The sequence below is a fragment of the Rhizobium sp. Leaf371 genome, from assembly GCF_001424045.1.
Lineage (GTDB): Bacteria > Pseudomonadota > Alphaproteobacteria > Rhizobiales > Rhizobiaceae > Ferranicluibacter.
Window position 1 is genome coordinate 63,585 of the sequence record NZ_LMQB01000025.1, and the last position, 22,387, is coordinate 85,971.

Consider the following 22,387-nt stretch of genomic DNA (forward strand, 5'->3'; position numbering starts at 1 on the left):
GTGCCAACATGAACCGTCGCTGAGCATTCCGTTCGGCTGCAATTCACATCAGGAAGCGTTAGAAGTAGAGCGACGTGATTAAGAGAGTTTTAAGCAAACGCGTCGGAAATCGCGCCATTTGGTGGCAGGATCATGTCCGTCGTCACGAACCGAGACGAAATCCATTGGTTACGGCGCAAGCCGTTCGGAAAGAAGGAAAGACGATGAAAATGCGCTCGGTCGCCCGGAACGCGACGATCCTCGCCGCTATGGGCATCATCCTCTGGGGATGCGCCGGCACGCCGCCTTCTCCGGTTGCCCCGACGGTTTCGGCAAGGCCGGCGAGCTCCGCCGAGGTCCTGCGGGATCACCAGCGCCGGCAGGCGATCCGCGCGCGCGAGGGCGGTTACGAGCGCCTGTATCGCCCACGCGTCTGCCGCTCGAACGTGGGCCCATGCGCTCGCTGACGCGTCTGACTGTTGCGCTCCCCGATCGGGCGCTAGCGCAGCGCCTCGATGGCGTCCAGCACATCGGCGGGAATGTCGATGCCGCTGTCGGCAGCTTGACGTCGCAGGCCGAGACCGCGGCGGCCCGGAAGCCGGACGCCATCCTCGCGCCCGATCTCCTCGGCGAGTTCGGCGAGCCTGCCGGAGGTGCCGGCCCCCGTCGCGGCGTCCGGATCGATCGCGATGATCATGTGACCGAGGGCCGGCGGCGGGCCTTCCGCGTCGAACAGCGAGCTTGATTGATAGGAGAAACTGGCACCGGTGAGGCCCGCGGCCAGCACTTCCACCATCAGGGCGAGAGCAGCACCCTTGGCATCGCCGGCCGGCGCCATCGTTCCTTTCAGGGCGTCCTTCGCGTTCGCCGTCGGGTTTCCCTCGACATCGAACGCCCAGTCGGCGGGGATAGCGACGTTTTTCTGCGCTGCCTCCATCACCTTTCCGCGGGCGACCTTGGAGAGCGCGAGGTCGATGACGAGAGGATCGGCACCCGCAACCGGAACGGCAAAGGCGATCGGGTTCGTGCCATACAGCGGCTTTCGCCCGCCCCAGGGCGCCATGGCGGCCGGTGCGTTTGCAAACATCATCGCGACGAGGCCCTGGTCCGCAAAACGCTCCACGGTCAGTGCCATCACGCCGGCATGATGCGAACGGGTGATGGCCGCGGCTGCGATCCCCTGCGTCCGTGCGATGCCCGGCAGGCGTTCCACCGCAAGATCGAGGGCGGGATAGGCGAAACCGTGCATGGCGTCGATGGCGAGCACACCCGGCTTCTGCAGCCTTGCCGAAGGCTTTGCCCGCCCATCCACCTTGCCGGTGCGCACCTGCTTCGTATAGGCCGGAACCCGCCGCAGACCGTGACCGGATTGGCCCGCAGCCTCGGCCTGCACGAGCGCATGGGCAACCGAGGCGGCAACGGACGCCTCGACCGCGTTGTGCACGAAGGTCGATGCGACGAGGTCTTCGGCGTCTGTCAGAGAAAAGATCATCGGCTCATCCTGTTTTCCTTCTCCCCCAACCCGCGCCGCCCGAGCGCGACTTTACGCACGTTTTCGGGCGCAAGGCAGAGACGATCGAACGTTTCTAGCGGAAGAGCGAGGTGAGGACGTTGCCGCCCTTCAGGAGATCGATGATCTCGTCGCCGCGCCCGTTCAGCACGGCCTGCATGCCCCACAGGCCGAAACCCTTGACCTCATCGGCCGTGACGACTGGCGGCATCGAGAGTTCCTGCGGATTGGTGACCACGTCGAGCAAGGCCGGGCCGGGATGCGCGAGAACGTTTGCGACCGCGTCCTCCAGCAAAGCCGGATCCTCCACGCGGATGGCATGGATACCGACCGCCTGCGCCATCAGGGCAAAGTTCGGGTTCTTGAGGTCGGTTCCGAATTCCAGGAAGCCGCCACCCTTCATCTCCAGCGCCACGAAGCCGAGCGAACCATTGTTGTAGATCACCACCTTCACCGGCAGGTTCTGCTGGGCCAGCGTGAGAAAATCGCCCATCAGCATGGTGAAGCCGCCATCGCCGGAAAGGCTGATGACCTGCCGTCCCGGAAAGGCCGCCTGCGCGCCGATCGCCTGCGGCATGGCATTGGCCATCGAACCGTGCGCAAGCGAACTCAGCATTCGCCGGCGGCCGTTCATCGTCAGATAACGCGCGGCCCAGACCGTGACGGTGCCGACGTCGAAGGTGAACACCGCATCGTCCGACGCCTGGTCGCTGATGACTTTCGTGAGATATTGTGGGTGGATCGGCTTGCGTCCGGGCGTTCCCGTCGCGAGCGCATCGAGGCCCTTGCGCGCCTTTTTGTAGTTGGCAAGGCTCCTGGTCAAAAACGTGTCATCGGCCTTGCGGTCCAGTCGCGGCAGGAGCCCTTCGATCGTCGCGCCGATATCGCCGACGACACCGAGCGCCAGCGGCGTGCGCCGGCCGATATTCTCGGGACGAAGATCCACCTGCGCGATCGTCGCGTCCTTCGGGAAGAACTGGCGATAGGGGAAATCGGTGCCGAGCATCAGCAGGGTGTCGCATTCCATCAGCGCCTGATAGCCTGACTTGAAGCCGATCAGTCCGGTCATGCCGACATCATAGGGGTTGTCCCATTCGACATGCTCCTTGCCGCCAAGCGCGTGGACGATCGGCGCCTTCAAGGCCTCAGCAAGCTGGACGACCCGATCATGCGCGCCGGCGCAACCGCGGCCGCAGAACAGCGTGACGCGCTCGCCCTTGTTGAGAAGGTCGGCCAGTGCCGAAAGCTCGGTCGCACCGGGCGTGACCACGGGTGCGGCGATCCGCAGGCCGGCGGCTGCGGAAATCGGCGCCTCGTAAGCCGAAAGGGCGATATCGCCGGGGATGACGACGACCGAGACGCTGCGGTTGCCGAGCGCACTGCGGATCGCGGTTTCGAGGATGCCGGGCAGCTGCTCGGGATGTGACACCAACTCGCAGTAATCCGAGCAGGCCCGAAAAAGCTCTTCCGGCTTCGTTTCCTGAAAGTAGTTCCGGCCGATTTCCCGCGAGGGTATCTGCGCGGCGATGGCGAGAACGGGGACCCGGCTTCTGTGGCAATCGAACAGGCCGTTGATGAGATGCATGTTTCCCGGACCGCAGGAACCCGCACAGACGGCCAGCTCCCCTGTCAGGGCGGCCTCCGCACCGGCCGCAAAAGCCGCGACCTCTTCATGACGCACATGCACCCAATCAATATCGCCACGCTTGCGAAGCGACTCCGTCATCGCGTTCAGGCTATCGCCGACAAGGCCGTAGATGCGACGGACGCCCGCCTGATGAAGAACCTCGGTCACGAGATCGGCTGCGGTCTTTGCCATGGCAGAGGCTCCTGGGGCTATGAAACGGACGGTCGATCGCAAACTGGATCATCGGGCGGGGTCACCCCGTGACGATCGATTGCCCGTGCAGATCTATGGCAGTGCGCCCGACAGTCGAGAGCTTCGGTCTGCCGACGACGGTGATCAGCCGGCGTGCCTGGGCCTGCGCGGCGAACTCCTACAGCGTTTTCAGCAGGCGCAGGAGCGACAGGATTTCGAGCGGGGTGCGGCGCTTGAAGCCGATATAGGTGGGGATCTCCTCGCCATGGAAGCGGCGCTTGAAAGCGGCCTGTCCCTGCAGGTTGAAAATCCGGGCATTGACCCTCTTCGAGTGGAAAGCGCGCTCGAACAGGCTCCGCCAGATACGGCTTTCCAGAAAGCCGCTTTCGGTGATCGCCGCAAGCGGCGACAGGCCGAAGGTGACGATCGCCCGACCCTCCGCGGCAAAGCGATCGGTTGCGAATTTCGTCAGCCCGATTTCGGCATGCGGCGTCGTTCCCGCCAGTTTACGCTTGAACGCGACGGTGTAGCCGATCACCTCGCCGGTGCGGAAGATCGGATCGAAATCGAGCACGGCCACCGGATGGCCATCGGGGTCGATGATGAGAAAGCGGCGCATGAATGGCGCGAGCTGGACGCCGAAGGGCCGATTGAGGAAGCGCATCTCGCGGCGGCTGACGATGCGGCCACTGCGCCAGTTCGACGAGATATCCCGCACCTTCTGCGCATCCGCAATGCTGCCGTCGCATTCGATCAGCCGGTAGTTCTTCTTCAGGAGCCAGCGCTCGGAATAGCGGATCGTCTCGTTCCGCTTGCCGGAGAACGAATGCGTATCGAGCGACAATTTCGTATCGACGCCCATATGGTTGATGCGATAGCCGAGCGTTTCCAGAACGGCGGCAGTTTCGCGCGAGGTCTGCACGAAACAGGGCGCATTCGAGGCGGCGACGAAACGCCGGATGTAATCCGCCCGGCGTGCGGGATCGGCGACGGGATCGCCGAGCACGAAGGTGTGCCCCATCTTGGTCGCGTAGGCGATATAGCCCTCCGCATCGCCGAAATACTGCAGGTCCGGTTGCGCATAGGTCGAATAGGCCACGGAGAAATCGCCGTATTTTCGCAGAAGCTCGAGGCGGGCCGGCGCGTCGAGCGCGGCAGCGGGCAACTGGGGAAGGCGCGCGTTCAGGATCGCGTCCATCCTCTTGCGTAGGCTTGACATTCACAGGGCTCCGGAAAAGGCGAAGGTGGGCCAGATGACGTCGACGCAATAGAAATTAGACGCTTACCAAGCCGCCGCAGACATTGCCATCTTGTCGCCGCCGTGCACAGTCCCTAGGACTGCTGAAAGGGTTGGAAAGAAGCTGATTTTGTCGACAAATGTCCATGAGGTGGTGATCGTCGGTGCGGGTTTGGCCGGATTGACGGCAGCCTATGTTCTGAAACAGCACGGGATCTCGGCAATCTTGCTCGAACGGGAGCCGGAAATCGGTGCCTCCTGGCAGCGGCGGCATCCGCAACTGACGCTGAACACCCATCGCGACCTCTCGACGCTTCCCGACACCCGCTATCCCGCGGGAACCGGCGCCTTTCCGAAACGGGATGTGGTCGTGCGGCATCTCCAGGATTTTGCGCGCACGCACGCCTTCGATATCCGCCACGGGGTCTCCGTTGATGACATCACGCGAGACGCGCCCGGCGTCTTCCGGATCGCGTCCAGTGCTGGCGACTTCCAGGCGCGGCATGTCATCATGGCGGTTGGGCGGGACACGGAGAGGCAGCTGCCTCCCTGGCCGGGGCTCGACGGCTACGAGGGCGACATCCGACATGCCGCCGACTTTGGTGATGCGCAGGCCTATGCCGGCCGATCCGTCCTCGTCGTCGGCGGCGGCAATTCCGGCTTCGACGTTCTCAACCACCTCAGCCGGGTGAAGACGGGACCGGTGTGGTTTTCCGTCCGGCGCGGCCCGTCCATTCTCCCGAAACGGCTGTTCCGCTTCGCGGTCCATCGCCTGTCTCCTCTGATGCAGGCCTTGCCGACGCGGCTCGTCGATCGCATGATCGCCGCCACGCAGTACCTCGCCTTCGGGCGTCTCTCCCGGCTCGGCTTTCCCAAAGGGGCGCACGACGCGGCCACGCGGCTTGTCGACCAGCAGATCGCCATTCCGGTGGACGATGGCGCGATCGACGCAATCCGGCGCAAACAGATCAGCGTCGTTCGCGGCGTCCGATCCCTGGACCGCAAGGCCGTGATCCTGGAGGACGGGAGCCTGCTGGTGCCGGATGTCGTTATCGTCGCGACGGGCTACGGCACGTCTGCGCTGGCGGGCAGCGACGGCGGCACCGGCGTCTGGCATATGGGATTGACGCCCAGCCTGACCTCGTTCTTCCACCAGACCCGCCGCGAAGCGACGCTGATCGCAAAGGCGATCTCGGGGCGCTCCGGAAGGTAAGTCGTTGAAAACGGAAACATCGACTTAACGACCATTTAATTCCGTAACGGTAGTGTCCGCGCACGAAGATCAACCGACCTCGTGTCCGGCGGCATGATGCGCGCCCTTTCCCGCCGGAAACGGCATGTCCCCGCAGTTTTCCTTCCGCCGCATCCTCCACTGCCTGCAGAGCGCCCGACATTCAGGAACATCCGTGCCTAAAACATCCAATCTGATGACGCGCATCCTCATTGCCGCGTCCGTCCTCGTTGCTGCCGCCTTCGCCGGTTTCTCGTTCTACATCGACACGCTGCAGCGAAGCGCAACGACACGTGCGGTCGAGGAGAATATCGCCTTTTCCGGAAAGCAGGCCGCGCAGAGCGTTGCCAACTGGCTGAACGGCCGCGTCACGCTGACGGCGATGGCCGCCAATGCTGCCGCCAACGCGGCGGACCCTGCGGCCCTCCTCGCTGTCCTGAAGAACGATGTTCTGGTCAAGGAATTCATGACGACCTATGTCGGCGACGAGGCCGGCACCTTCACCATGTGGCCGGCCTCCGACATGCCGGCCGACTATGATCCGCGCAAGCGCCCGTGGTATCAGGATGCGGCAAAGGCGAAGGGCGACATCCTCACCGACCCCTATATCGACGCGTCGAGCGGCGACCTGATCATCAGCGCAGCCGTGCCCCTGATCAGGAACGGCGTCCTGACCGGTGTCGCCGGCAGCGACTTCTCGCTGAAGACGCTGGTCTCGATGATCCGGTCGATCGATGCGGGAACCGGTGGCTTCGCCTTCCTGGTCAACAAGTCCGGCCAGATTCTCGTGCATCCCGATGCCAAGCTCGTGACGAAGACACTTGCCGATGCCTTCCCGGCATCGACGCCGGCGATCGGCAGCGGCATCATGGAGACGGAAGCAAACGGCAAGCCGATGCTTGTCAGCTTCGTGCCGGTTGCGGGCCTTCCCACCGTCGAATGGTATGTGGGCTTCGCCGTCGATGAGGATCAGGTCTATTCCGCCATCGGTCAGTTCCGGATTGCCGCGACCATCGCGACACTTCTCGCCGTCGGCGCGATGATCGTCTTTCTCGCGAGCCTTCTCAGCCGCCTCGTCATCCGTCCGGTCACCGATATGACCCGTGCCATGGAAAAGCTGGCTTCGGGCGACCTGCAGACGGAGATTCCGGGCCAAGAGCGCCGCGACCAGATCGGCTCCATGGCCGCTGCCGTTGCCGTGTTCCGCACCAATGCCATCGACCGGACACGCCTGGAGAGCGAAGCCGAAAGCGGCCGGTCGCTGTCGGAGCGCGAACAGCGCGCGCGCGAGGCCGCGAAGGCGCAGGAGACGGCCGACGTCCAGCATGCCGTCGAGGCACTGGCGACGGGGCTCGGCCGGCTTGCGGACGGAGATCTCGGCTATCGCATCGCGACGCCTTTCGTCCTCCATCTCGACCGGCTCCGCGCCGACTTCAACCACGCCGTTTCAAAGCTGCACGACGCGATGCGGGCCGTCGGCAGCAATGCGCGCGCTATCGATGCCGGTGCGAGCGAGATCCGCCACGCCGCAGACGATCTGGCCCGCCGTACCGAGCAGCAGGCGGCCTCCGTCGAGGAAACCGCAGCCGCGCTGGAGGAGATCACCACCACCGTGCGCGACAGCGCGCGCCGTGCCGAAGAGGTCGGCCAGCTCGTCGCCCGCGCCCGTGCCGGGGCGGAAACCTCCGGCGAAATCGTCGGCAAGGCGGTCAGCGCGATGCAGGGCATCGAGACTTCGTCCAACGAAATCGGCAACATCATCGGCGTTATCGACGACATCGCCTTCCAGACGAACCTTCTGGCGCTGAACGCGGGCGTCGAGGCGGCGCGTGCCGGCGAGGCGGGCAAGGGCTTTGCCGTCGTCGCGCAGGAGGTTCGCGAACTCGCACAGCGTTCCGCGAAGGCTGCCAAGGAGATCAAGGCGCTGATCAACACGTCCAGTGGTCAGGTGCGCGCCGGCGTGTCGCTCGTCGGCGAGACCGGCCAGTCGCTTCAGGCCATTGCGGGCCAGGTGCAGGAGATCAACGCGCATATCGCAGCGATCGTCACCGCGAGCCGCGAGCAATCGACCGGGCTCCAGGAGATCAATACGGCCGTCAACACGATGGACCAGGGCACGCAGCAGAACGCGGCCATGGTCGAGGAGCAGACGGCGGCAAGCCACGGGCTCGCAGGCGAAGCTGCAGCGCTCAATGCCTTGCTTGAGCAGTTCAAGCTCGATGACGACGGTGCGGCGCGATACCCGGCGGCTGCGCGGCGGGCAGCCTGACCACCCGATCCCTGCAACGCCCAACCTCGGACGCGTGGGCGTTGCAAACGGACTGTGGGCCTCGGCGCGCCCAGATCTTGTTTTTCCGAGACCACAGGCTCTAGCGCCGCAGGATCACGCTTTCGGGATCGCAACGCTGCTCCCAGCCCGCGCGCTCCAGTGCAGGCGTGTCGTCGTCTGCTGCAGGATAGCCGAGGCAGAAATAGCCGATGAAATGCCAGCTGTCGGGAGTGTCGAGGGCCGATACGATCTCTGAGGGGTCGAGGATCGACAACCAGCCAAGCCCGAGCCCTTCCGCGCGGGCGGCAAGCCACAGCGTGTGGATCGCAAGCACCACCGAATAATCGAGCGTTTCCGGCATCGTTCTGCGACCGAGCCCGTGTCCCTGTGCCACGGAGCGGTCGCAGAAGACGGCAAACTGGGAGGGTGCCGTATCGAGCCCTGCGAGTTTCAGCCGCGCATAGCGCTCTGCCTTGTCACCCGAATATCCCGCAAGAGCCGCGGCGTTGCATGTCTCGAATACGCGCCGTAAGGCCGCGCGGCGTGAGGTCTCGTCCACGAGCACGAACCGCCAAGGCTGGCTGAGGCCGACCGATGGGGCGAGGCAGGCCGCTTGAACCAGGCGCTCCACCGTCCCCGCGGGCAGCGGATCGGTGCGAAATAGCCGGACATCGCGACGCCATGTCAGGAGCTGCGCCAGTTCTGCCCGGAAACCGGCGTCGAATGTCTTTCGCTGCAGCATCTCCCACATCCCTCGGCTCCAGCCGCTCAGAGTTTCGCGACGGACAGGCGGTTGCTTAGCAGGAGAAGACCGGTGCGCGCCAGATGACGTGCGCGATCTCGTAAGGATTGTCTCATGAACGGATGCGGTTGACGCCTCGGCTTGGCGATTTAGGACGAGTCATCTTCTGAACCGCGAGTCGAGGCGTCGATTACGCCTTCGGCCGGCCCGTCCACAAGGGAATGTTCAGATCGCAGGAGACCTGCGGATCGGCGGTGTATAAGGGCCGTCCTTCTGCCAGAAGCTGCTCGATGATGGTCTTGTCCATCTGCACGTGAGCCCGAGCGAGACCCGTCTGGTTGTAGGAATGTCCGGTCGAATTGGGATTGATGCCCGTGATGATGACCTGCGGCGCGCCGTGATAGAGAGCGAAGAGAACGGCATTCAGGCCGTTCGAGCATTTGTCCTCAGTGCGCACCTCGGTATTCTTGCGGCCTGTTATTTCTTCGAATAGCGACATTCGCTCATAGCGGTCGATGATTGTGAGATCGTCATAACTGTAACCGAAGGCCTTCAGTCCATCCACCAGCCTCTGGCGCTTGTTCTTGCGCCAGAGCAGGACATAGAGGCTGCGCGTCCGCTGACCGGAGAGAACGCGGCGGACCTCCACCGCATTGGCGGAGGTACCCTCGACCTGGTTGAACATCATGAAGCTGATGTCGGGCACGTCGATCCCCCAGCCGCGTATGGCGGACTGCGAACCATTGATCGTCATGACGCTGAAATCCGCGTCCCAGCCTTCCGGCTTGTAGATCAACGGCGCGGAGCCGACCACGACCACGGGCCCCCTGAAGACATGGCTGGAGGCTGGCGGGAGAGGGCGGTTCAGCCGATATTTCAGCGACCTGTGGAGGCGCTGGCGGGTCTGCGTGAGCCATTTTTTGACGGTCGTCATCGAAGCACCTTCATGCTGCTTGCCACGCAAGGTGCGTCATCGCTTCTTCAGGAAGCCAGGTTTGAGGTTGCGCAGAAAAACATCGGCGGACTTCAAGATGCCCGTCAGGGAGATCAGTTTGTCCACCTGTGCATCGGTATTTCCCATGCGTTGCGAGAGGACGTCGGCAACCGTAAGAGAAATTTCGGTGGCCGGAATGTCCGGAAAACGCGCGGAAAGCTTTGCATAGGGATCGGACAGGTCCGTCTCGTGAAGGGAAAGCTTGCCGGATCTTGCAAAAACCTTGAGGCACACCTGCTCGAAAGCCCAATCGTGGATGGCCACGACACGCCATTTCTCGCTTCTCTTGCCGGAAAATCCCGCCAGCACGACCTTCAGCGGCAAGCGTTGCGCCAGCAGCCAATAGGCAAGCGCAAAGCCCGACGTCGGAAGCTTGTCCGACGGATAGATGCCGTCGCCCAACGATGTCAGGTCGAGATGACCGGTTGCCGTGCCACCATAATCGGCCTGCGTATTGGGCGTTTCGCTGTCGGCGAGACGCATGTTCAAAATGCCGTGGAACGTTTCGGGGGCGAAGAGACCAAGCACCTGCTCGACCTCGCCGCGATAGACGATGTTTGCACCGCGCGGCTGCGCGCGGGAAACGAGCATGGATTGGCCGGCGAAGGGCTTTTGCAGAACCTTGTAGGCCTTGTTGAAAAAGATGAAGAGGGAATCATCCGGATAGGCCCGCTTGAGCGCGGCGACATCGACCTGCTCGCTGTTGGCGACCAGAACGACCTGGGGAAAGCGTGAGAAGAACGCCCGCCAGTCCTGTTCGGTTACCAAGCCGGACGTCGTCTTGATGTCTCTATCCTCGGGAAAGTCCATAAATCATACCGCTTTCAGACGATATCCGGTGAAACTCCGTTCATCGGAACTGACGCTGTTGAACGATGACCCGCAAAGATAGTAAGGCCATGTGAACGCGGTCGGCGTAAGGCTCGGCCCCGCTCTATCGTTATCGGGTTCTTACAATATGTTCGGATGGAAGAGCAAACGGAGTTTCACGCGGGAGCTCGTCATAACGCCGCCAGATCCACTGGCCGGTCGTCATGGCATCTCCATCGTGGCCTGCGTCAAGAATGAAGCACCCTATATCGAGGAATGGGTCCGTTTTCACAGATCGATCGGCGTCCGCCACTTTCATATCTATGACGACGGCTCGACGGACGGCACGATGGACACGCTGCGGTCGCTTCTGTCTGCGGAATTCCTGACGATCGTTCCCTGGGTCATGCGCATGCGCGACCAGGCGACGTCGGTGGTTCTGAACGGCCAAGCCATCGCTTTCGCGCACGCTCTCCTCAATTTCGGTGGCGCATACGACTGGATGGCCTTCATCGATGTGGACGAGTTCCTCTTGCCGCGACGCGACCGAACGCTGGGGGAAGCGCTGAGGCACGCGAAGGGTTTTCCAAATATCTCGCTGCCCTGGCACATGTTCGGGCATGGTGGCCATCGGTTACGCCCCGCCGAGCCCGTCTGTCTCAGCTACACGATGCGTGTGGCCCACCCGAAACGTCAGGACGGGAATGCGAGCAACTTCAAATGCATCGTCGATCCGACGCGCGTGACAGGTGTCAGTGTCCATCGCTTCTGCACCAAGGATTTCGGCGATCGGACGTCGAACGATGCCGGCCTGGTCGCGTCCGTGCGGGATCGAAAGGCAGAGGCTTTCTTTTCGGCGCAGTATCTGCAGCTCAACCACTACTATCTGAAGTCGGAGCAGGAGCTTGCCGAGAAGGTGGCGCGCGGCTGGTCATTCGACGACACTGCCGCAAAATATCGTCAGAAGGTCGCCGAGACCGCGCGCTCTATCGAACGCGACGTCATCGAGGATCGCGGCATGGCCATTTTCATCGCGCAGAACAAGATCGATCTCGGACAGTCCGTGATCCCCGTTGCCGGAGCAGAGACATGACCGGACATCCTGATCGTCCGAGCGGCCTTCGGCGCGCTCCCAAAGGCTGGGCTGTCACCGAGGAAAAGGCGGGTACGCTGACGCAATGCCTCGGCATCGCCAAGCAGATCGACCCAGCGCCCGTCATCAAGATCGTGACGAAGCCGCGCGGCTGGCGGAAATGGTTCAAGCCGCGGCTGTTCTCGACACGCGAACAGGAGCCCACCTTCATCGTCTCCTGCGGCTTTCGCGCGGAGGAGCCGGTTCTTGCCATCAAGAGCGCGTTCGGCGGCCGTCCGTTCGCGGTGCACCTGCAGCGACCGCGTGTTGATGGCTACGATCTCGTCTTCATTTCCCGACATGACTGGGTGCCGGAACTGGACGGGATCGACCATGTGCGGCAGATGGTCGGCGTACCCCACCAGATCACGCCGGACAGACTGGCGGCACATGCCGGCAGCAGGTCGCAATATGCCGGTCCTGCCGACCGGGTCGCGGCCGTCTTTCTCGGCGGGTCGAATGGTGCCTATGTCTATGACGCTGCGTGTCATTTGACGATCGAAAATGCCGTGCGGGATCTCGAGGCTGCCGGTTGGAAGATCGTGATTTCCGTCTCGCGACGGTCGAGCGCGGAGACGCTGCAGGCCGCCTTGACGCTGCGGTCCGGCAATGTGACCGTCTGGGATCGGACGGGGGACAACCCCTATCTCGACTTCATGGCCGCTGCCGATGCGTTCCTGATCGCCAAGGACTCGATCACCATGCCTTGTGAAGCGCTCGTGACGGGCAAGCCGGTCTATACGCTCGATCTCACGCACGTGCCCGGGGAGCGGCTTTTAAAGTTCGAGACCTATCATACCGACCTCCGCGAAACCCTGAAGCTGACCAAAGCCTTCGACGGCGACCTTGCGCCCTATGTCTACGAGCCGCTGAACGAAACAGCGCGTATCGGCACCATCGTTGCGGAAGCGCTGGCCGACCGGCAGCAGAGCGGTCCGCGCGGAGTTACGGTCAGCGTGAAGCGGCAGATCTGAGCGCACGCCGTTTCGCCCGGCTCTGGTTTGCCTATTCCCGCCAATGGTCGCCGACCCAAAGCGTCGGCTTGATGTAGTGACGCAGGTCGCTGAAGACGGAATGTCTGCGTTCTCGGCCGGTGATCACGTTCATGAAATAGGTTGCGGGCGCCGTTGCGACCTGCTTGCCTCCGTATTTTCCTTCCAAGGCATGCTGGGGCAGCAGGCCACGCGGAAAGATGACGACGCGGGCCGACTTCGGCAGCTTGGGCGGCAAGAAATAGTTCAGCGGAAAGGGCCGGCGGCAATCCTGGCGGAAATGCAGAACCCAGCGTCTGGGATAGAATTTAACGCCACCCGGTGCGTTCTTTGTGACGAAGCGCTGCTCGTACCGATACTTGTCCGCAACCTTTTGTGGATCGGCACGAAATTTCTCCTGGATCGGCACCAGCTTGCCGACGGGAAAACGAAACAGCGACGTTTGACCCAGGCGTTCGAACGGCGTGGTCTGGTTTTTGGCCATGACCACATCGTCCGGTTCGCCGACGGTGAAGAAGTCGTCGAGCGACGAGACGATCACCAGATCGAGATCCAGAAACAGCACGGTGCCTTTGAGTTTCCCCAGCGTGGCGCCCCAAAGACGCGCCTTCGGCCAGATCCCGCGGGAATTGACCGGCATCACCACATCGAGTTCGGGAAGATCCTCGCACAAGACCTCCGGCCGGATGCCGTCACGGTTGTCGGTGAAACATGTGAACGTGAAGGGCGGCGTAATATTCCGCTGCACCATGGCGTAGAGCCTGTTGATGAAGGGAGGGCCGTATTTCGTGCCCCAATTGATGCAGATGATCTGCTTCACGCCACCGCTTGCGTCTAATATTTTCGACATCATGTTTCGGCCCCTTACGGCGCTCGCCCTTACGGGTCTCAGAGCAGCTCACGCTCCACTCCCTACAACAATTGTACTCTCGCTTTAAGGGGGAAGATGAACGCACGAGGCATCGGCAGCCAGACCGAGACACGCGGCAAGCCGCAATCGCGGCTGCCGCGTGGGGCCGATCAGCGCTGCTGGACGTGGAGCATGCGCTCGCGCGTGGCGAACCACTCTTCCGAATAGTCGTCATTCTTGTATTCTTCGAAATACGGGCCACCGTCCGTGAAATGCACGAGGGATGCATCCTCACTGCGCTCGTATTCATTGACCAACCAGTTCCAGGCTGGCGGCAATTCGCCGATAAGCTCTTCCGATTCCAGCCATTTGAACTGGTGAAGCTCCAGACCCGTTGCCGTGTTGACGTAGTCAAGGTCGAGCTTGCGGCACTTGGCGTTGTTGAACAGGATCACGCTCGACCAGTTCTTCTTCTCGTACTTCGTCTGGACCTGACCGAGGAACTTCGTTTCGACCTTCGGAACATAGTTGTGCTTGACGCACATGGCTGCGTAACGATCTTCTTTCACCTCCCACAGCTTGGCGATGTCGGTGCGCATGAGCATGTCGCAATCGGCAAAGAGCGACCAGCCTTCGTAATTGCTTAGGTAAGGCACGAGGAAGCGCGAGAAAGAAAATTCCGTCGACTGCAGCGCATTGCGCTCGCGTGTGAAGATGTTGCTGACATTGCTCAGCACGATCGGCGTAAATTTGACGGGGATGGAGCTCTTCTCAAGAATGCTCTGGCAAAGAACGTGATACGCGGCGACTTCCTTGGTATCGAAACCGATGAAGACATTGGCAATTTCGGTCATATCTCTCTCATTCCTCAGGTGCGTTTCCCATCGCTGCGGGGCGCGTCGTCTGGTCGATGCCGGCGGGTCCCATGGCGCAATCTCATGCAGGCCGCTCGTCCCCTTGAGGAATCCGCCGCGCGACATGGTTCGTCGTGGCTATCTTTATCGGATATCAGCGGTTTTCGTAAGCTGCAACCCTATGAAGGATCACGACAGCGCAACGGTCCGGCACGGTTTCAGGCTTCGCGATCGGTCATGGACGCGTCTCGAATGTCTTCGAGGCGCGAAACGTGGCGGATGCCGATGGACGCAGACAAACCCTCTTCCGTCGTGAAGACATCGGGGCGCTCCCGGAGTTTCGACAGGACATACGCGTCTTCGGCAATCTGGCGCCGCGTGTTGCCATTCTCGTTGTAGGAGTGGCCCATGACGGTGAGCGAGAAGCCCGCCAGCGTGACGGAAGGCACGCCCATGAAGAGCGCGTAGCAAAGGGCCGCGACGCCATTCGTGACGTGGCCGGTTTCGCCGATGTCCTTTGGCATGCCGCCGCACATGTGCTCGACGATCGCCTCACGCTCCTCCTTGGTGGCACGCATGAGGCTTCGGTAGCGAACACTGGGTTTCATGAGTAACTTCAGGTGCATGACCCAGAGCGGACGGGTATGGAGCCATAGAAGGCCGCGCGTGCGAACATCGGGATGTTCCTCCCAGGACTTCTTGCGCTTTCGAAACGTCAGGTCCGCCGCGGGGAGCCCGAGCATGTTGGCCGTCTTGCCGGCATTGTTCACGTCCATTCGGGCGCAGTGCGCGACGATGTCAGACGGCAGCGTCGGGTTGGGTGCGGACCCCAGCACGAGCCATGGCCGATCGAGAATCTCGAGCTTCGCAAGCCACCGGCGGTGGGTCTCTCTCAATGCCTGCAACTCTTGCTTCTTCATCTCGCCGTCCCGGGAAGCGGTGAACCGTCCGACGGGCACCACGATAAAGTCTCATTTTACGGCTTTTCCCTCTGCGGGCGTCGGCCGGATCTGTCGTGAGTAACGCACAGATAGGACCGATATGCCCCGGACAGGTCAGGATGTCATGCCGTTTTTGTAAGCGAGTAGCGACAACAGGGCGTCCGAGAGCTAATCGAAGGACTGCGGTCTCAGCGAGAACCGCTTTTTTACTTTCTTCTGCACAAGACGACGTACAGAGTCTGGGATAGGGAATCAGCCCATGGCCGCTTCGGCTGGATCGAAACATGTCATAGGCGCGAAGCATATCGATTATCGCCCCGACCTCGATGGTTTGCGTGCGCTTGCCATTCTGCCGGTTCTTCTTTTCCATGCCGATGTCGCGCTGTTCCGCGGTGGCTTCGTCGGGGTCGATGTGTTCTTCGTCCTCTCGGGCTACTTCATGGCGAAGATCATCCTGTCGGATCTCGAGGCGGGAACATTCTCCTTTCCAGCCTTCTATATCCGCCGAATCCGGCGGATCATTCCCGCGCTGTTCGCGATGATGGCAATCACGGCCGTCTTTGCCTGGTTCCGTCTGATGCCGCAGGAGTTCCGCTATTTCGGCGACAGCGTGCGAGCCGCCGCACTGTTCTCGGCCAATGTTCTCTTCCGCCAGGAAAGTGGCTATTTCGACATTTCGGCCGAAATGAAGCCGCTGCTGCACACATGGTCCCTGTCCATGGAGGAGCAGTTCTACATCCTGTTTCCGATCTCGCTGTTCCTCGCCTTCACCTTCGCCCGGCGGTTCATCCTGCACATCACGGGTGGTCTCATCCTGATCTCGTTCGGTGCCTGCCTTTGGGCGACGAGCCATTCCCCGGAAAAGGCGTTCTTCCTTCTGCATTTCCGCGTCTGGGAATTGTTGATCGGTGCACTGGTCGCCTTCGCACCACGGCCGAACTACAGCGAGCGGGTGGCGGCTCTCCTCAGCACCGTGGGCCTTTCGGCGATCCTGGCCGCGATCTTCCTCTATTCCTCCGCGACGCCTTTTCCCGGGCCTTTTGCTGCTGTTCCGGTGCTGGGCGCAGCCCTCGTGATCCATGCCCGGTCAACGCGCTGGTTTCCCGCCCGCTTCCTCACCCATGGCGCGTCTCTCTTCATCGGCCGCATCTCCTATTCGCTCTATCTCTGGCACTGGCCGATCATCGTGTTTTATCGCTACGAGACCGGCCACCACCTGACACTCACCGACAGTCTGATGGTCGTCGTCCTGTCCTTCATTTGTGCAACGCTGTCGTGGCGGTTCATCGAGCAGCCTGCCCGCACCGCCGCAGTCTTCCGGTCGCGCGGTCTCGTCCTGTCGCTGCTGGGAACGACAATGGCCGCGGCCGCGACGTTCGGCTTCGTCGTGACACGGTATGAGGGTATTCCTGAGCGCCTGCCTGCTGATGTCTATTCGATCTATTCTGCGACTTATGACCAGAGCCCCTTCTTTGCACCGAACTGCTTCACCGATACCGATGGTCAGGGATTGCAGACGCAAGCCATCCGGGACGGTGCTGTCTGCCCGATGGGCGCTGCCGCGACAGGGGCGCCGCGCTTCATTGTCTGGGGGGACTCTCATGCGGCGGCAATAGCGCCGGCCATCGATGCAGCCGCGCGCAAGGCAGGCATCTCCGGTCTTTTCGTTGCGCGGGCCTCCTGTCCGCCTCTCCCTGACGCTGTCTTCGGGCCAGAGCGCGTCGTCAATCGCTGCCGTGAGACCTTGGCGGCGACTTTCGGCCTGATCGAGCAGAAAAAGATCCCCTATGTCTTCATGGTCGGTTACTGGCCGAAATATGTTCACCGTACCGAACTGCCCGGGGAAGGCGTCTTCTTCAACACATCCGAACCGCTGTCTCTACCTGACTGGTCGGCGCCGGTTCGCGACAGCCTGAAGGCGACCATCGATGCGTTTGCGCAGCAGGGCACGCGAGCGATCCTTGTTCAGGATGTACCCGAAATGGGCGTGAAGGTGCCGGAAGCGCTGGCGCGTGCGAAAATGACCGACGAAAATGTCGATTTCAGCCTGCCCCTCAGCTACACGCTGCAGCGGCAGAGGCTGGCGCGCGACATGCTGTTCGGGCTTGCGCGGGAAACGGGATCTTCGATTGTCGATCCTTTCGCGTTGCTCTGCGACGCGACGCGATGCCATCCGGTTGCCAATGGCGGCATCCTCTATCGCGACAGCGATCATCTCTCCCTGACCGGCGCGAGATTCCTGTCGCCACTCTTCGACGAGACGATGGCGATGATCGCCAAACCGCCGGGCGAGACATCTCAGCCTTCGGGGGATCGCTGGAGCATGGCGGTGCCGGAGACGCAGCGCCGATGAAGATAGAAGCGTTTTACAAGCCGGTTCGCCGGCAGACCCTGGAGGATCTGCCGATCAGGCGACGGCGCTGAGCCGCGATGCCTGAGTCTGGCCCGGGGCAGTCTGCGCCGCGCCCGCGTCGTCGCGATGCGCGGCATTCAGGCAGCGGGCGACCAGGTCGTGATGGATCCAGCGCACGGGACCGGCGGGCGCTGAGGTTGCGCCGAAGATGAGCCGGCCGGTTGCCTCCACCACCAGCGTACTCAGGAGATCGCTGATCAATTCCTTGCCGTCGCGGTGCATGGCGGTGATGTCGTTGGAGGTACCGATCGTCAGATCCGCCTGGGCCTGGCTGTTGGGCATCGGCCAGGCGCTGAAATCATAGAACGGCACCATGACGGCGCTCGCCTGCAGATCCTTGATCCGGCTTAGCACATCGGTCACCGAGTGGCCGTCGGCCAGCAGAGCTTCGCAGGCCTGCCACTGTCCGTCCGCCCAACGGCCGCCATTCTCACGCTTCAAGGCCAGCAGAAGCGGGATCAGGGGAAGCTCGATGCCGGTGAAGACGTCGGAAGAATTGGTGCGGATTTCAGGGCAGTTGTAGACGGTCGCCGTCACGCCGGCGTCCCACGCTTCCGATGCGATGGCCTCAAGCCGCATCTTGGCGTAGCCCTGCGTATAGTTCGTGTAGGTCTGCCAGCGATACGCGTCGCCGATGAGAATGCCGGTCCCGTGATAGCCGTAGGCGGTATAGCGCACGGAACTGCCCGAGGCTTCCACCCGCGTGCGGATCGCGGCGCTTGCATCGATCAGATGACGGAAGGTGTTGGCCGAGACTTCATCGAAGTTCTGGAGGATCAGCTTGCCCATGTCGCTGTCGAGCAGGGTCTGCGACGACATGTGGCGGGCGCCGGTACCCTTGTAGATCCTGTTGGCGACGACGAGCAGGACCTTGGCCTTCGGAATGCCGCCAGCCATCGTGTGCGCGAAGAAGACGTTGCGCCCCTCCGGAATCATGCCGTCGAGAACTGCCATGACCTGCGCCAGCGCCGTCTCGAACCGGTTCGTCGCAATCGCCTTGCAAGTCTCGATATGATCCCAGTCGATCTTTGCGTCCTGCCACGTCTGAAGCGTGAGGTCCGCCAGAAGATCTGTCGGTGTCGGGCCACCCTCCGGGCCGTCGAGATCGAAGCCGGCCATCAGCGGCACGTTGATGATCGTGCCGCCCAGCCGCGCCTCGGCCGCCGAAAGCTCGTCTGGGGTGAGCGGACGCAGCGCATTGTTTTCATCGCGACGGCCAACCGTGATGCCGACGATCTGCATACCGACCTTGCGGGCCTGATCGAGAAGGCCTGTCGCATATCCGCGGCCGAACAACTCGCCGAAGAGAACGAAGATGTCGCCCTTCCGAAACAGCGTGTTGCCGGCGATGCTTTCCAGTGCGATCGGGTTTTCCATGGTCATGTCTTCAGGTCGTGGGTCGTTGCGCGCAGGTCGCAACAGTCGTTGATCATCACATGAACGGAGTTCGCCGCAATGGAAAGTCATTTAACGTGACGGATTATATCGAAACGTGAACCGCATGCGGCATTGACGATGGCGATCGTCGCGCGCGTCAGCGTCTTCGGTCTGCCGAAAGTGCGGGATCAACCGAGAGTGGGCTGCGAACGAGCCGGCGGCACCCTTTGGCACCCGAGAGTGCCGCCAGGTGCAGCAGGCATCTTCAAAAGCCGGTGTGCACGGTATGATGGTAATGACCGTGTTTTGGCGACTCCTATATTTCGGGTCCGTATATCGGAAGCGCATGAGATAGATCTTACGCCCAACGGAGGATTGCTATAGGCGAAATTAGGCCGTTATTTTCGAATATACATGTTTTAAGAAGAACGGATATACAGAATTTAGACTTGTAGATTATTGAATTTTTCTTCCGGAGGCCAATCTCATTCTTTTCACGACGATGGAGGGCGATATGGAAGACATCGCAAAGAAGCGTCGCACGCGCGGGCAAGGTGCGCTGGGCGACATTACGGCAACCAAGCAGACCGTCATGGAAATGCAGCGTCGCCAGGAGGACGAGCGTCGGCAAAAGACCGAGCGGCTGCGGGCCCAGCGGCTTGCCAAAGATACCGGCAGCAAGAGTCACGAAACGGCAAGCGGTCCAGCATGAGAATTCGATTCTTTACCGACGAGGGCGGTCGGATCGACGAGAGTGGCGGCGTTTCGCTTCCTGACCAGGCGACCGCGGAACAGGAGGCGCTCGGCGCTCTTTGCGACTGGCTGAGGGACCTGCAGCCGACGGCGCTTCCGGCGACGACAGCTGTGATTGGCGAGCGGGCCGATGGGACTTTGCTCTTCCGGGTGCAACTTGATGTCGACATCGAACGTTTTGATAGTGATGGATCATGATCAGCGTTTCACGCCCGCCCGCGCCGCACCTCGGCGCAGACCTGCCTCCTCTTTAGCGGCGAGAGGTTCTGTGATGGATGTGCCGGAAAACGATTCGGAACAGGGCCTGGCGCTGTTCGACTTCGCATTCCGGCATGCGCCGATCGGCATGGCGCTGGTGGATACGGAGGGCCGGATCGTCCGCGGAAACCGGTCCTTCTCCAGAATGGTCGGCATCTCAGCTGACCGTCTCAACGGGGTGCTGTTCGCGGATTTCACGCATCCCGATGATCTCGACGCCGATCTCGCGCTCTTCAACCAGGTGCTGGCCAGGCAGCGCGACGGGTATACGATCGAGAAACGCTATATCCGCCCGGATCGGTCGCTTCTCCCTGTGCGAATCCACGTCGCCGCGATGCGCGGCAGTGACGGCGAGGTCGTTCGGTTCATTACCCAGGTCGAGGATATCACCCAGGCGAAGCAAGCCGAGCGGCAGCTCGCCGAACGCGCGGCGCAGCTGGAACTGGCACTGGAGACGGTGCGCGGCGGCTTCTGGCAGCTGGATATAGCGGCCCAGGCCTTCGAAACATCCGATCGGCTCGCTCAGTATATCGACGGCCCGGATGCGACGGGGCTTGATATCGATACGTATGTGAGCAAGATCAACGGGCTCGACAGGCCTTCGGCCGATCTCAGCCCGCTTATCTGCGGTACGGTCGATCAGAACGTTGCCGAATACAGGCTGGAGACGATCGCCGGAGAGCGATGGATGCGATGCGATCGACGCCTCCTGCGGGATGCCGATGGCAAGCCGCTGAAGATCGTCGGCATGGCGATCGATTTTACGGAGGAGCATCGCCAGATCGAAGATCTGCAGCGCAACGCGCAGACCGACAGTCTGACGGGGCTCCTCAACCGCCGCGGCCTCGAAGCGCGCTTCTCGCAGCTGACATCATCCGCGGGGTTTGCGGTTCTCGTGATCGATCTCGATGGTTTCAAACAGGTCAATGATCGGTACGGCCATGCGGCCGGCGATGCGGTGCTGGTGGAAACGGCACGCCGATTGACGTCCTGCGTCCGTTTCGATGATCTCGTTTGCCGGGCAGGTGGGGACGAGTTTGTCGTCGTGATTGCCGGCGACAGGGAAACGGGCATTTCCGTCGCCGACCGCATGGTGGGTGCGATGCGAACGTCGTTTTCGCTCCGCGACGCGGATGCCCCGGTCGATGTGCGCGCGAGCATCGGCGGTGTCTGGGCCGTGACCAATCGCGACCTCGACCGCATGATCGCGCATGCAGACACGCTTCTCTACCGCGTCAAAGCATCTGGCAAAGACGGGGTCGGATTCGATCGTCACGCCTTTTCCTGAATGACGACCATCAAACCCTGCGCTTGCGAGACGCCAAGCGCCGACGAGCGCGACGAGGAGATCGATATGCCGACATCAAAACGAACCTGGCTCATCACAGGCTGCTCGACCGGTTTCGGGCGGGCTCTGGCCAAGATCCTGATCGCGCGTGGTGACACCGTGTTTGCGACAGCCCGAAATCCCGAGCAGATCGCGGATCTGGTCGAGGGCCACGCCAACGCCTATTCGCTGAAGCTCGATGTGACCTCGCATGACGATATCGCCGCTGCCGCCGCGCGGGTCGAAGAGGCGGGCGGGGTCGATGTCCTCGTCAACAATGCGGGCTATGGCTACCTCACAGCCTTCGAAGAGGGAAACGAGGCCGGCTACCGGGCGCAGTTCGAGGCGAACGTCTTCGGGCTGATTGCCATGACGAAGGCTGTCCTGCCGTCCATGCGAAAGCGCGGAACCGGCCACATCGTCAATATCGCCTCTGTCGGCGGTCTCGTTGGCAATCCCGGCTCCTCTTATTATGCCGCAACGAAATTCGCCGTGGTCGGCATGTCCGAGGCCCTGTCGAAGGAAGTGGGTGCGCTCGGCATCAAGGTAACGGTCGTCGAGCCGGGGCCGTTCCGGACGGACTGGGCAGGCCGCTCGCTTCAGTCGTCTGCCGGACGGATCGACGCCTATGCGAAGACCGTGCACGAGCGGCTCGATCAGGTCGCGCAGCAGAGTGGCCATCAGCCGGGCGACCCTGTCCGCGCGGCGGAGGCCATCCTTCAGGCGGTCGAGAGCGACGAGCCTCCGCTGAACCTGATCCTTGGCGCGCCGGGGTTGAAGCTGGTGAGAGGGAAACTGGCCACACTCATAGCCGAGATCGATCGCTGGGAGTCCGTCACGCTCGGTGCGGACTACCCCGAGGCCTGAGATCGCCCGGTCGACACCGATGAGCCTCCGCG

The 22,387-nt window shown here is 62.1% G+C and carries 20 protein-coding genes; 10 read left to right on the forward strand and 10 right to left on the reverse strand.

Annotation, left to right across the window (positions count from 1 at the left end):
• The first annotated feature begins 203 nt into the window (after positions 1-203).
• Positions 204-446 (forward strand): hypothetical protein, encoded by a 243-nt coding sequence (locus ASG39_RS16480; protein WP_062596079.1) that lies wholly within the window; start codon positions 204-206, stop codon positions 444-446.
• Between the two features lie 32 nt (positions 447-478).
• Here the strand turns inward: ASG39_RS16480 and ASG39_RS16485 are convergent, their stop codons facing one another.
• From ASG39_RS16485 to ASG39_RS16495, 3 genes are all read right to left on the reverse strand, one after another.
• Entirely contained in the window at positions 479-1,471 is a 993-nt protein-coding gene (locus ASG39_RS16485) for an Ldh family oxidoreductase (RefSeq protein WP_062596080.1), read from the reverse strand.
• 94 nt (positions 1,472-1,565) lie between these two features.
• Entirely contained in the window at positions 1,566-3,308 is a 1,743-nt protein-coding gene (gene poxB / locus ASG39_RS16490; protein WP_062596081.1) for a ubiquinone-dependent pyruvate dehydrogenase, read from the reverse strand.
• 178 nt (positions 3,309-3,486) lie between these two features.
• Positions 3,487-4,527: a phosphatidylglycerol lysyltransferase domain-containing protein gene (locus ASG39_RS16495; protein ID WP_062596082.1), complete on the reverse strand. Its 1,041-nt coding sequence runs from the start codon at positions 4,525-4,527 to the stop codon at positions 3,487-3,489.
• A gap of 148 nt (positions 4,528-4,675) precedes the next feature.
• Here ASG39_RS16495 and ASG39_RS16500 point away from each other — a divergent pair, with 148 nt between their 5' ends.
• Both ASG39_RS16500 and ASG39_RS16505 read left to right on the forward strand, forming a co-directional pair.
• A complete protein-coding gene (locus ASG39_RS16500) occupies positions 4,676-5,758 on the forward strand; it encodes an NAD(P)/FAD-dependent oxidoreductase (RefSeq protein ID WP_062596083.1) in 1,083 nt (360 codons plus the stop codon).
• 214 nt (positions 5,759-5,972) lie between these two features.
• Positions 5,973-8,045 carry a methyl-accepting chemotaxis protein gene (locus tag ASG39_RS16505; protein ID WP_244481261.1) on the forward strand — a complete coding sequence of 691 codons (2,073 nt, stop codon included), beginning with the start codon at positions 5,973-5,975 and terminating at the stop codon, positions 8,043-8,045.
• Between the two features lie 100 nt (positions 8,046-8,145).
• On the opposite strand, the gene bluB is transcribed toward ASG39_RS16505, so the two are convergent.
• From bluB to ASG39_RS16520, 3 genes are all read right to left on the reverse strand, one after another.
• Positions 8,146-8,787 carry a 5,6-dimethylbenzimidazole synthase gene (gene bluB, locus ASG39_RS16510; protein ID WP_062596217.1) on the reverse strand — a complete coding sequence of 214 codons (642 nt, stop codon included), beginning with the start codon at positions 8,785-8,787 and terminating at the stop codon, positions 8,146-8,148.
• 190 nt (positions 8,788-8,977) lie between these two features.
• Entirely contained in the window at positions 8,978-9,721 is a 744-nt protein-coding gene (locus ASG39_RS16515; RefSeq protein ID WP_062596084.1) for a hypothetical protein, read from the reverse strand.
• Positions 9,722-9,757: 36 nt separating this feature from the next.
• Positions 9,758-10,591, reverse strand: a complete 834-nt coding sequence (locus ASG39_RS16520; RefSeq protein WP_062596085.1) for a hypothetical protein — start codon at positions 10,589-10,591, stop codon at positions 9,758-9,760.
• Positions 10,592-10,739: 148 nt separating this feature from the next.
• Between ASG39_RS16520 and ASG39_RS16525 the strand changes: the two genes are divergently transcribed.
• Positions 10,740-11,684: a glycosyltransferase family 92 protein gene (locus ASG39_RS16525; protein WP_062596086.1), complete on the forward strand. Its 945-nt coding sequence runs from the start codon at positions 10,740-10,742 to the stop codon at positions 11,682-11,684.
• The gene (locus ASG39_RS16530; protein WP_062596087.1) at positions 11,681-12,697 is read left to right on the forward strand and encodes an ELM1/GtrOC1 family putative glycosyltransferase; all 1,017 of its coding nucleotides are present in this window, start codon (positions 11,681-11,683) and stop codon (positions 12,695-12,697) included. Before ASG39_RS16525 ends, ASG39_RS16530 begins: the two co-directional genes overlap by 4 nt.
• A gap of 31 nt (positions 12,698-12,728) precedes the next feature.
• Here the strand turns inward: ASG39_RS16530 and ASG39_RS16535 are convergent, their stop codons facing one another.
• The 3 genes from ASG39_RS16535 to ASG39_RS16545 all read right to left on the reverse strand — a co-directional run bounded on the left by ASG39_RS16535 (position 12,729) and on the right by ASG39_RS16545 (position 15,339).
• Positions 12,729-13,568, reverse strand: coding sequence for a hypothetical protein (locus ASG39_RS16535; protein ID WP_062596088.1), 840 nt, complete (start codon positions 13,566-13,568; stop codon positions 12,729-12,731).
• A 167-nt stretch (positions 13,569-13,735) separates the two neighbouring features.
• Positions 13,736-14,419: a hypothetical protein gene (locus ASG39_RS16540; RefSeq protein WP_062596089.1), complete on the reverse strand. Its 684-nt coding sequence runs from the start codon at positions 14,417-14,419 to the stop codon at positions 13,736-13,738.
• A 218-nt stretch (positions 14,420-14,637) separates the two neighbouring features.
• Positions 14,638-15,339 carry a hypothetical protein gene (locus tag ASG39_RS16545; protein ID WP_062596218.1) on the reverse strand — a complete coding sequence of 234 codons (702 nt, stop codon included), beginning with the start codon at positions 15,337-15,339 and terminating at the stop codon, positions 14,638-14,640.
• Between the two features lie 280 nt (positions 15,340-15,619).
• Between ASG39_RS16545 and ASG39_RS16550 the strand changes: the two genes are divergently transcribed.
• Positions 15,620-17,713 (forward strand): acyltransferase family protein, encoded by a 2,094-nt coding sequence (locus ASG39_RS16550; protein WP_082477317.1) that lies wholly within the window; start codon positions 15,620-15,622, stop codon positions 17,711-17,713.
• Between the two features lie 54 nt (positions 17,714-17,767).
• Here ASG39_RS16550 and ASG39_RS16555 read toward each other — a convergent pair whose 3' ends face one another.
• Positions 17,768-19,150, reverse strand: coding sequence for a hypothetical protein (locus tag ASG39_RS16555; protein ID WP_244481256.1), 1,383 nt, complete (start codon positions 19,148-19,150; stop codon positions 17,768-17,770).
• 514 nt (positions 19,151-19,664) lie between these two features.
• On the opposite strand from ASG39_RS16555, the gene ASG39_RS16560 reads away from it, so the two are divergent.
• The 4 genes from ASG39_RS16560 to ASG39_RS16575 all read left to right on the forward strand — a co-directional run bounded on the left by ASG39_RS16560 (position 19,665) and on the right by ASG39_RS16575 (position 22,355).
• Positions 19,665-19,862 carry a hypothetical protein gene (locus tag ASG39_RS16560; RefSeq protein WP_156468172.1) on the forward strand — a complete coding sequence of 66 codons (198 nt, stop codon included), beginning with the start codon at positions 19,665-19,667 and terminating at the stop codon, positions 19,860-19,862.
• Complete coding sequence (locus ASG39_RS23950) at positions 19,859-20,101, forward strand: hypothetical protein (RefSeq protein WP_062596091.1); 243 nt, start codon at positions 19,859-19,861, stop codon at positions 20,099-20,101. The genes ASG39_RS16560 and ASG39_RS23950 overlap by 4 nt, the downstream gene beginning before the upstream one ends.
• A 73-nt stretch (positions 20,102-20,174) precedes the next feature.
• Entirely contained in the window at positions 20,175-21,449 is a 1,275-nt protein-coding gene (locus tag ASG39_RS24715; RefSeq protein ID WP_062596092.1) for a sensor domain-containing diguanylate cyclase, read from the forward strand.
• Positions 21,450-21,515: 66 nt separating this feature from the next.
• Positions 21,516-22,355: an oxidoreductase gene (locus ASG39_RS16575; RefSeq protein ID WP_062596219.1), complete on the forward strand. Its 840-nt coding sequence runs from the start codon at positions 21,516-21,518 to the stop codon at positions 22,353-22,355.
• The last annotated feature ends 32 nt before the right edge of the window (positions 22,356-22,387 follow it).

Bases quoted from the DNA above. Each gene is read 5' to 3' on its own strand.
- poxB (WP_062596081.1), bottom strand. From the start codon at position 3,308: ATGGCAAAGACCGCAGCCGATCTCGTGACCGAGGTTCTTCATCAGGCG.
- ASG39_RS16545 (WP_062596218.1), bottom strand. From the start codon at position 15,339: ATGAAGAAGCAAGAGTTGCAGGCATTGAGAGAGACCCACCGCCGGTGG.
- ASG39_RS16555 (WP_244481256.1), bottom strand. From the start codon at position 19,150: ATGGAAAACCCGATCGCACTGGAAAGCATCGCCGGCAACACGCTGTTT.
- ASG39_RS16575 (WP_062596219.1), top strand. From the start codon at position 21,516: ATGCCGACATCAAAACGAACCTGGCTCATCACAGGCTGCTCGACCGGT.
- ASG39_RS16550 (WP_082477317.1), top strand. From the start codon at position 15,620: ATGGCCGCTTCGGCTGGATCGAAACATGTCATAGGCGCGAAGCATATC.
- ASG39_RS24715 (WP_062596092.1), top strand. From the start codon at position 20,175: ATGGATGTGCCGGAAAACGATTCGGAACAGGGCCTGGCGCTGTTCGAC.
- ASG39_RS16480 (WP_062596079.1), top strand. From the start codon at position 204: ATGAAAATGCGCTCGGTCGCCCGGAACGCGACGATCCTCGCCGCTATG.
- ASG39_RS16495 (WP_062596082.1), bottom strand. From the start codon at position 4,527: ATGTCAAGCCTACGCAAGAGGATGGACGCGATCCTGAACGCGCGCCTT.
- ASG39_RS16525 (WP_062596086.1), top strand. From the start codon at position 10,740: ATGTTCGGATGGAAGAGCAAACGGAGTTTCACGCGGGAGCTCGTCATA.
- ASG39_RS16535 (WP_062596088.1), bottom strand. From the start codon at position 13,568: ATGATGTCGAAAATATTAGACGCAAGCGGTGGCGTGAAGCAGATCATC.
- bluB (WP_062596217.1), bottom strand. From the start codon at position 8,787: ATGCTGCAGCGAAAGACATTCGACGCCGGTTTCCGGGCAGAACTGGCG.
- ASG39_RS23950 (WP_062596091.1), top strand. From the start codon at position 19,859: ATGAGAATTCGATTCTTTACCGACGAGGGCGGTCGGATCGACGAGAGT.
- ASG39_RS16560 (WP_156468172.1), top strand. From the start codon at position 19,665: ATGGAAGACATCGCAAAGAAGCGTCGCACGCGCGGGCAAGGTGCGCTG.
- ASG39_RS16540 (WP_062596089.1), bottom strand. From the start codon at position 14,419: ATGACCGAAATTGCCAATGTCTTCATCGGTTTCGATACCAAGGAAGTC.
- ASG39_RS16485 (WP_062596080.1), bottom strand. From the start codon at position 1,471: ATGATCTTTTCTCTGACAGACGCCGAAGACCTCGTCGCATCGACCTTC.
- ASG39_RS16515 (WP_062596084.1), bottom strand. From the start codon at position 9,721: ATGACGACCGTCAAAAAATGGCTCACGCAGACCCGCCAGCGCCTCCAC.
- ASG39_RS16505 (WP_244481261.1), top strand. From the start codon at position 5,973: ATGACGCGCATCCTCATTGCCGCGTCCGTCCTCGTTGCTGCCGCCTTC.
- ASG39_RS16530 (WP_062596087.1), top strand. From the start codon at position 11,681: ATGACCGGACATCCTGATCGTCCGAGCGGCCTTCGGCGCGCTCCCAAA.
- ASG39_RS16520 (WP_062596085.1), bottom strand. From the start codon at position 10,591: ATGGACTTTCCCGAGGATAGAGACATCAAGACGACGTCCGGCTTGGTA.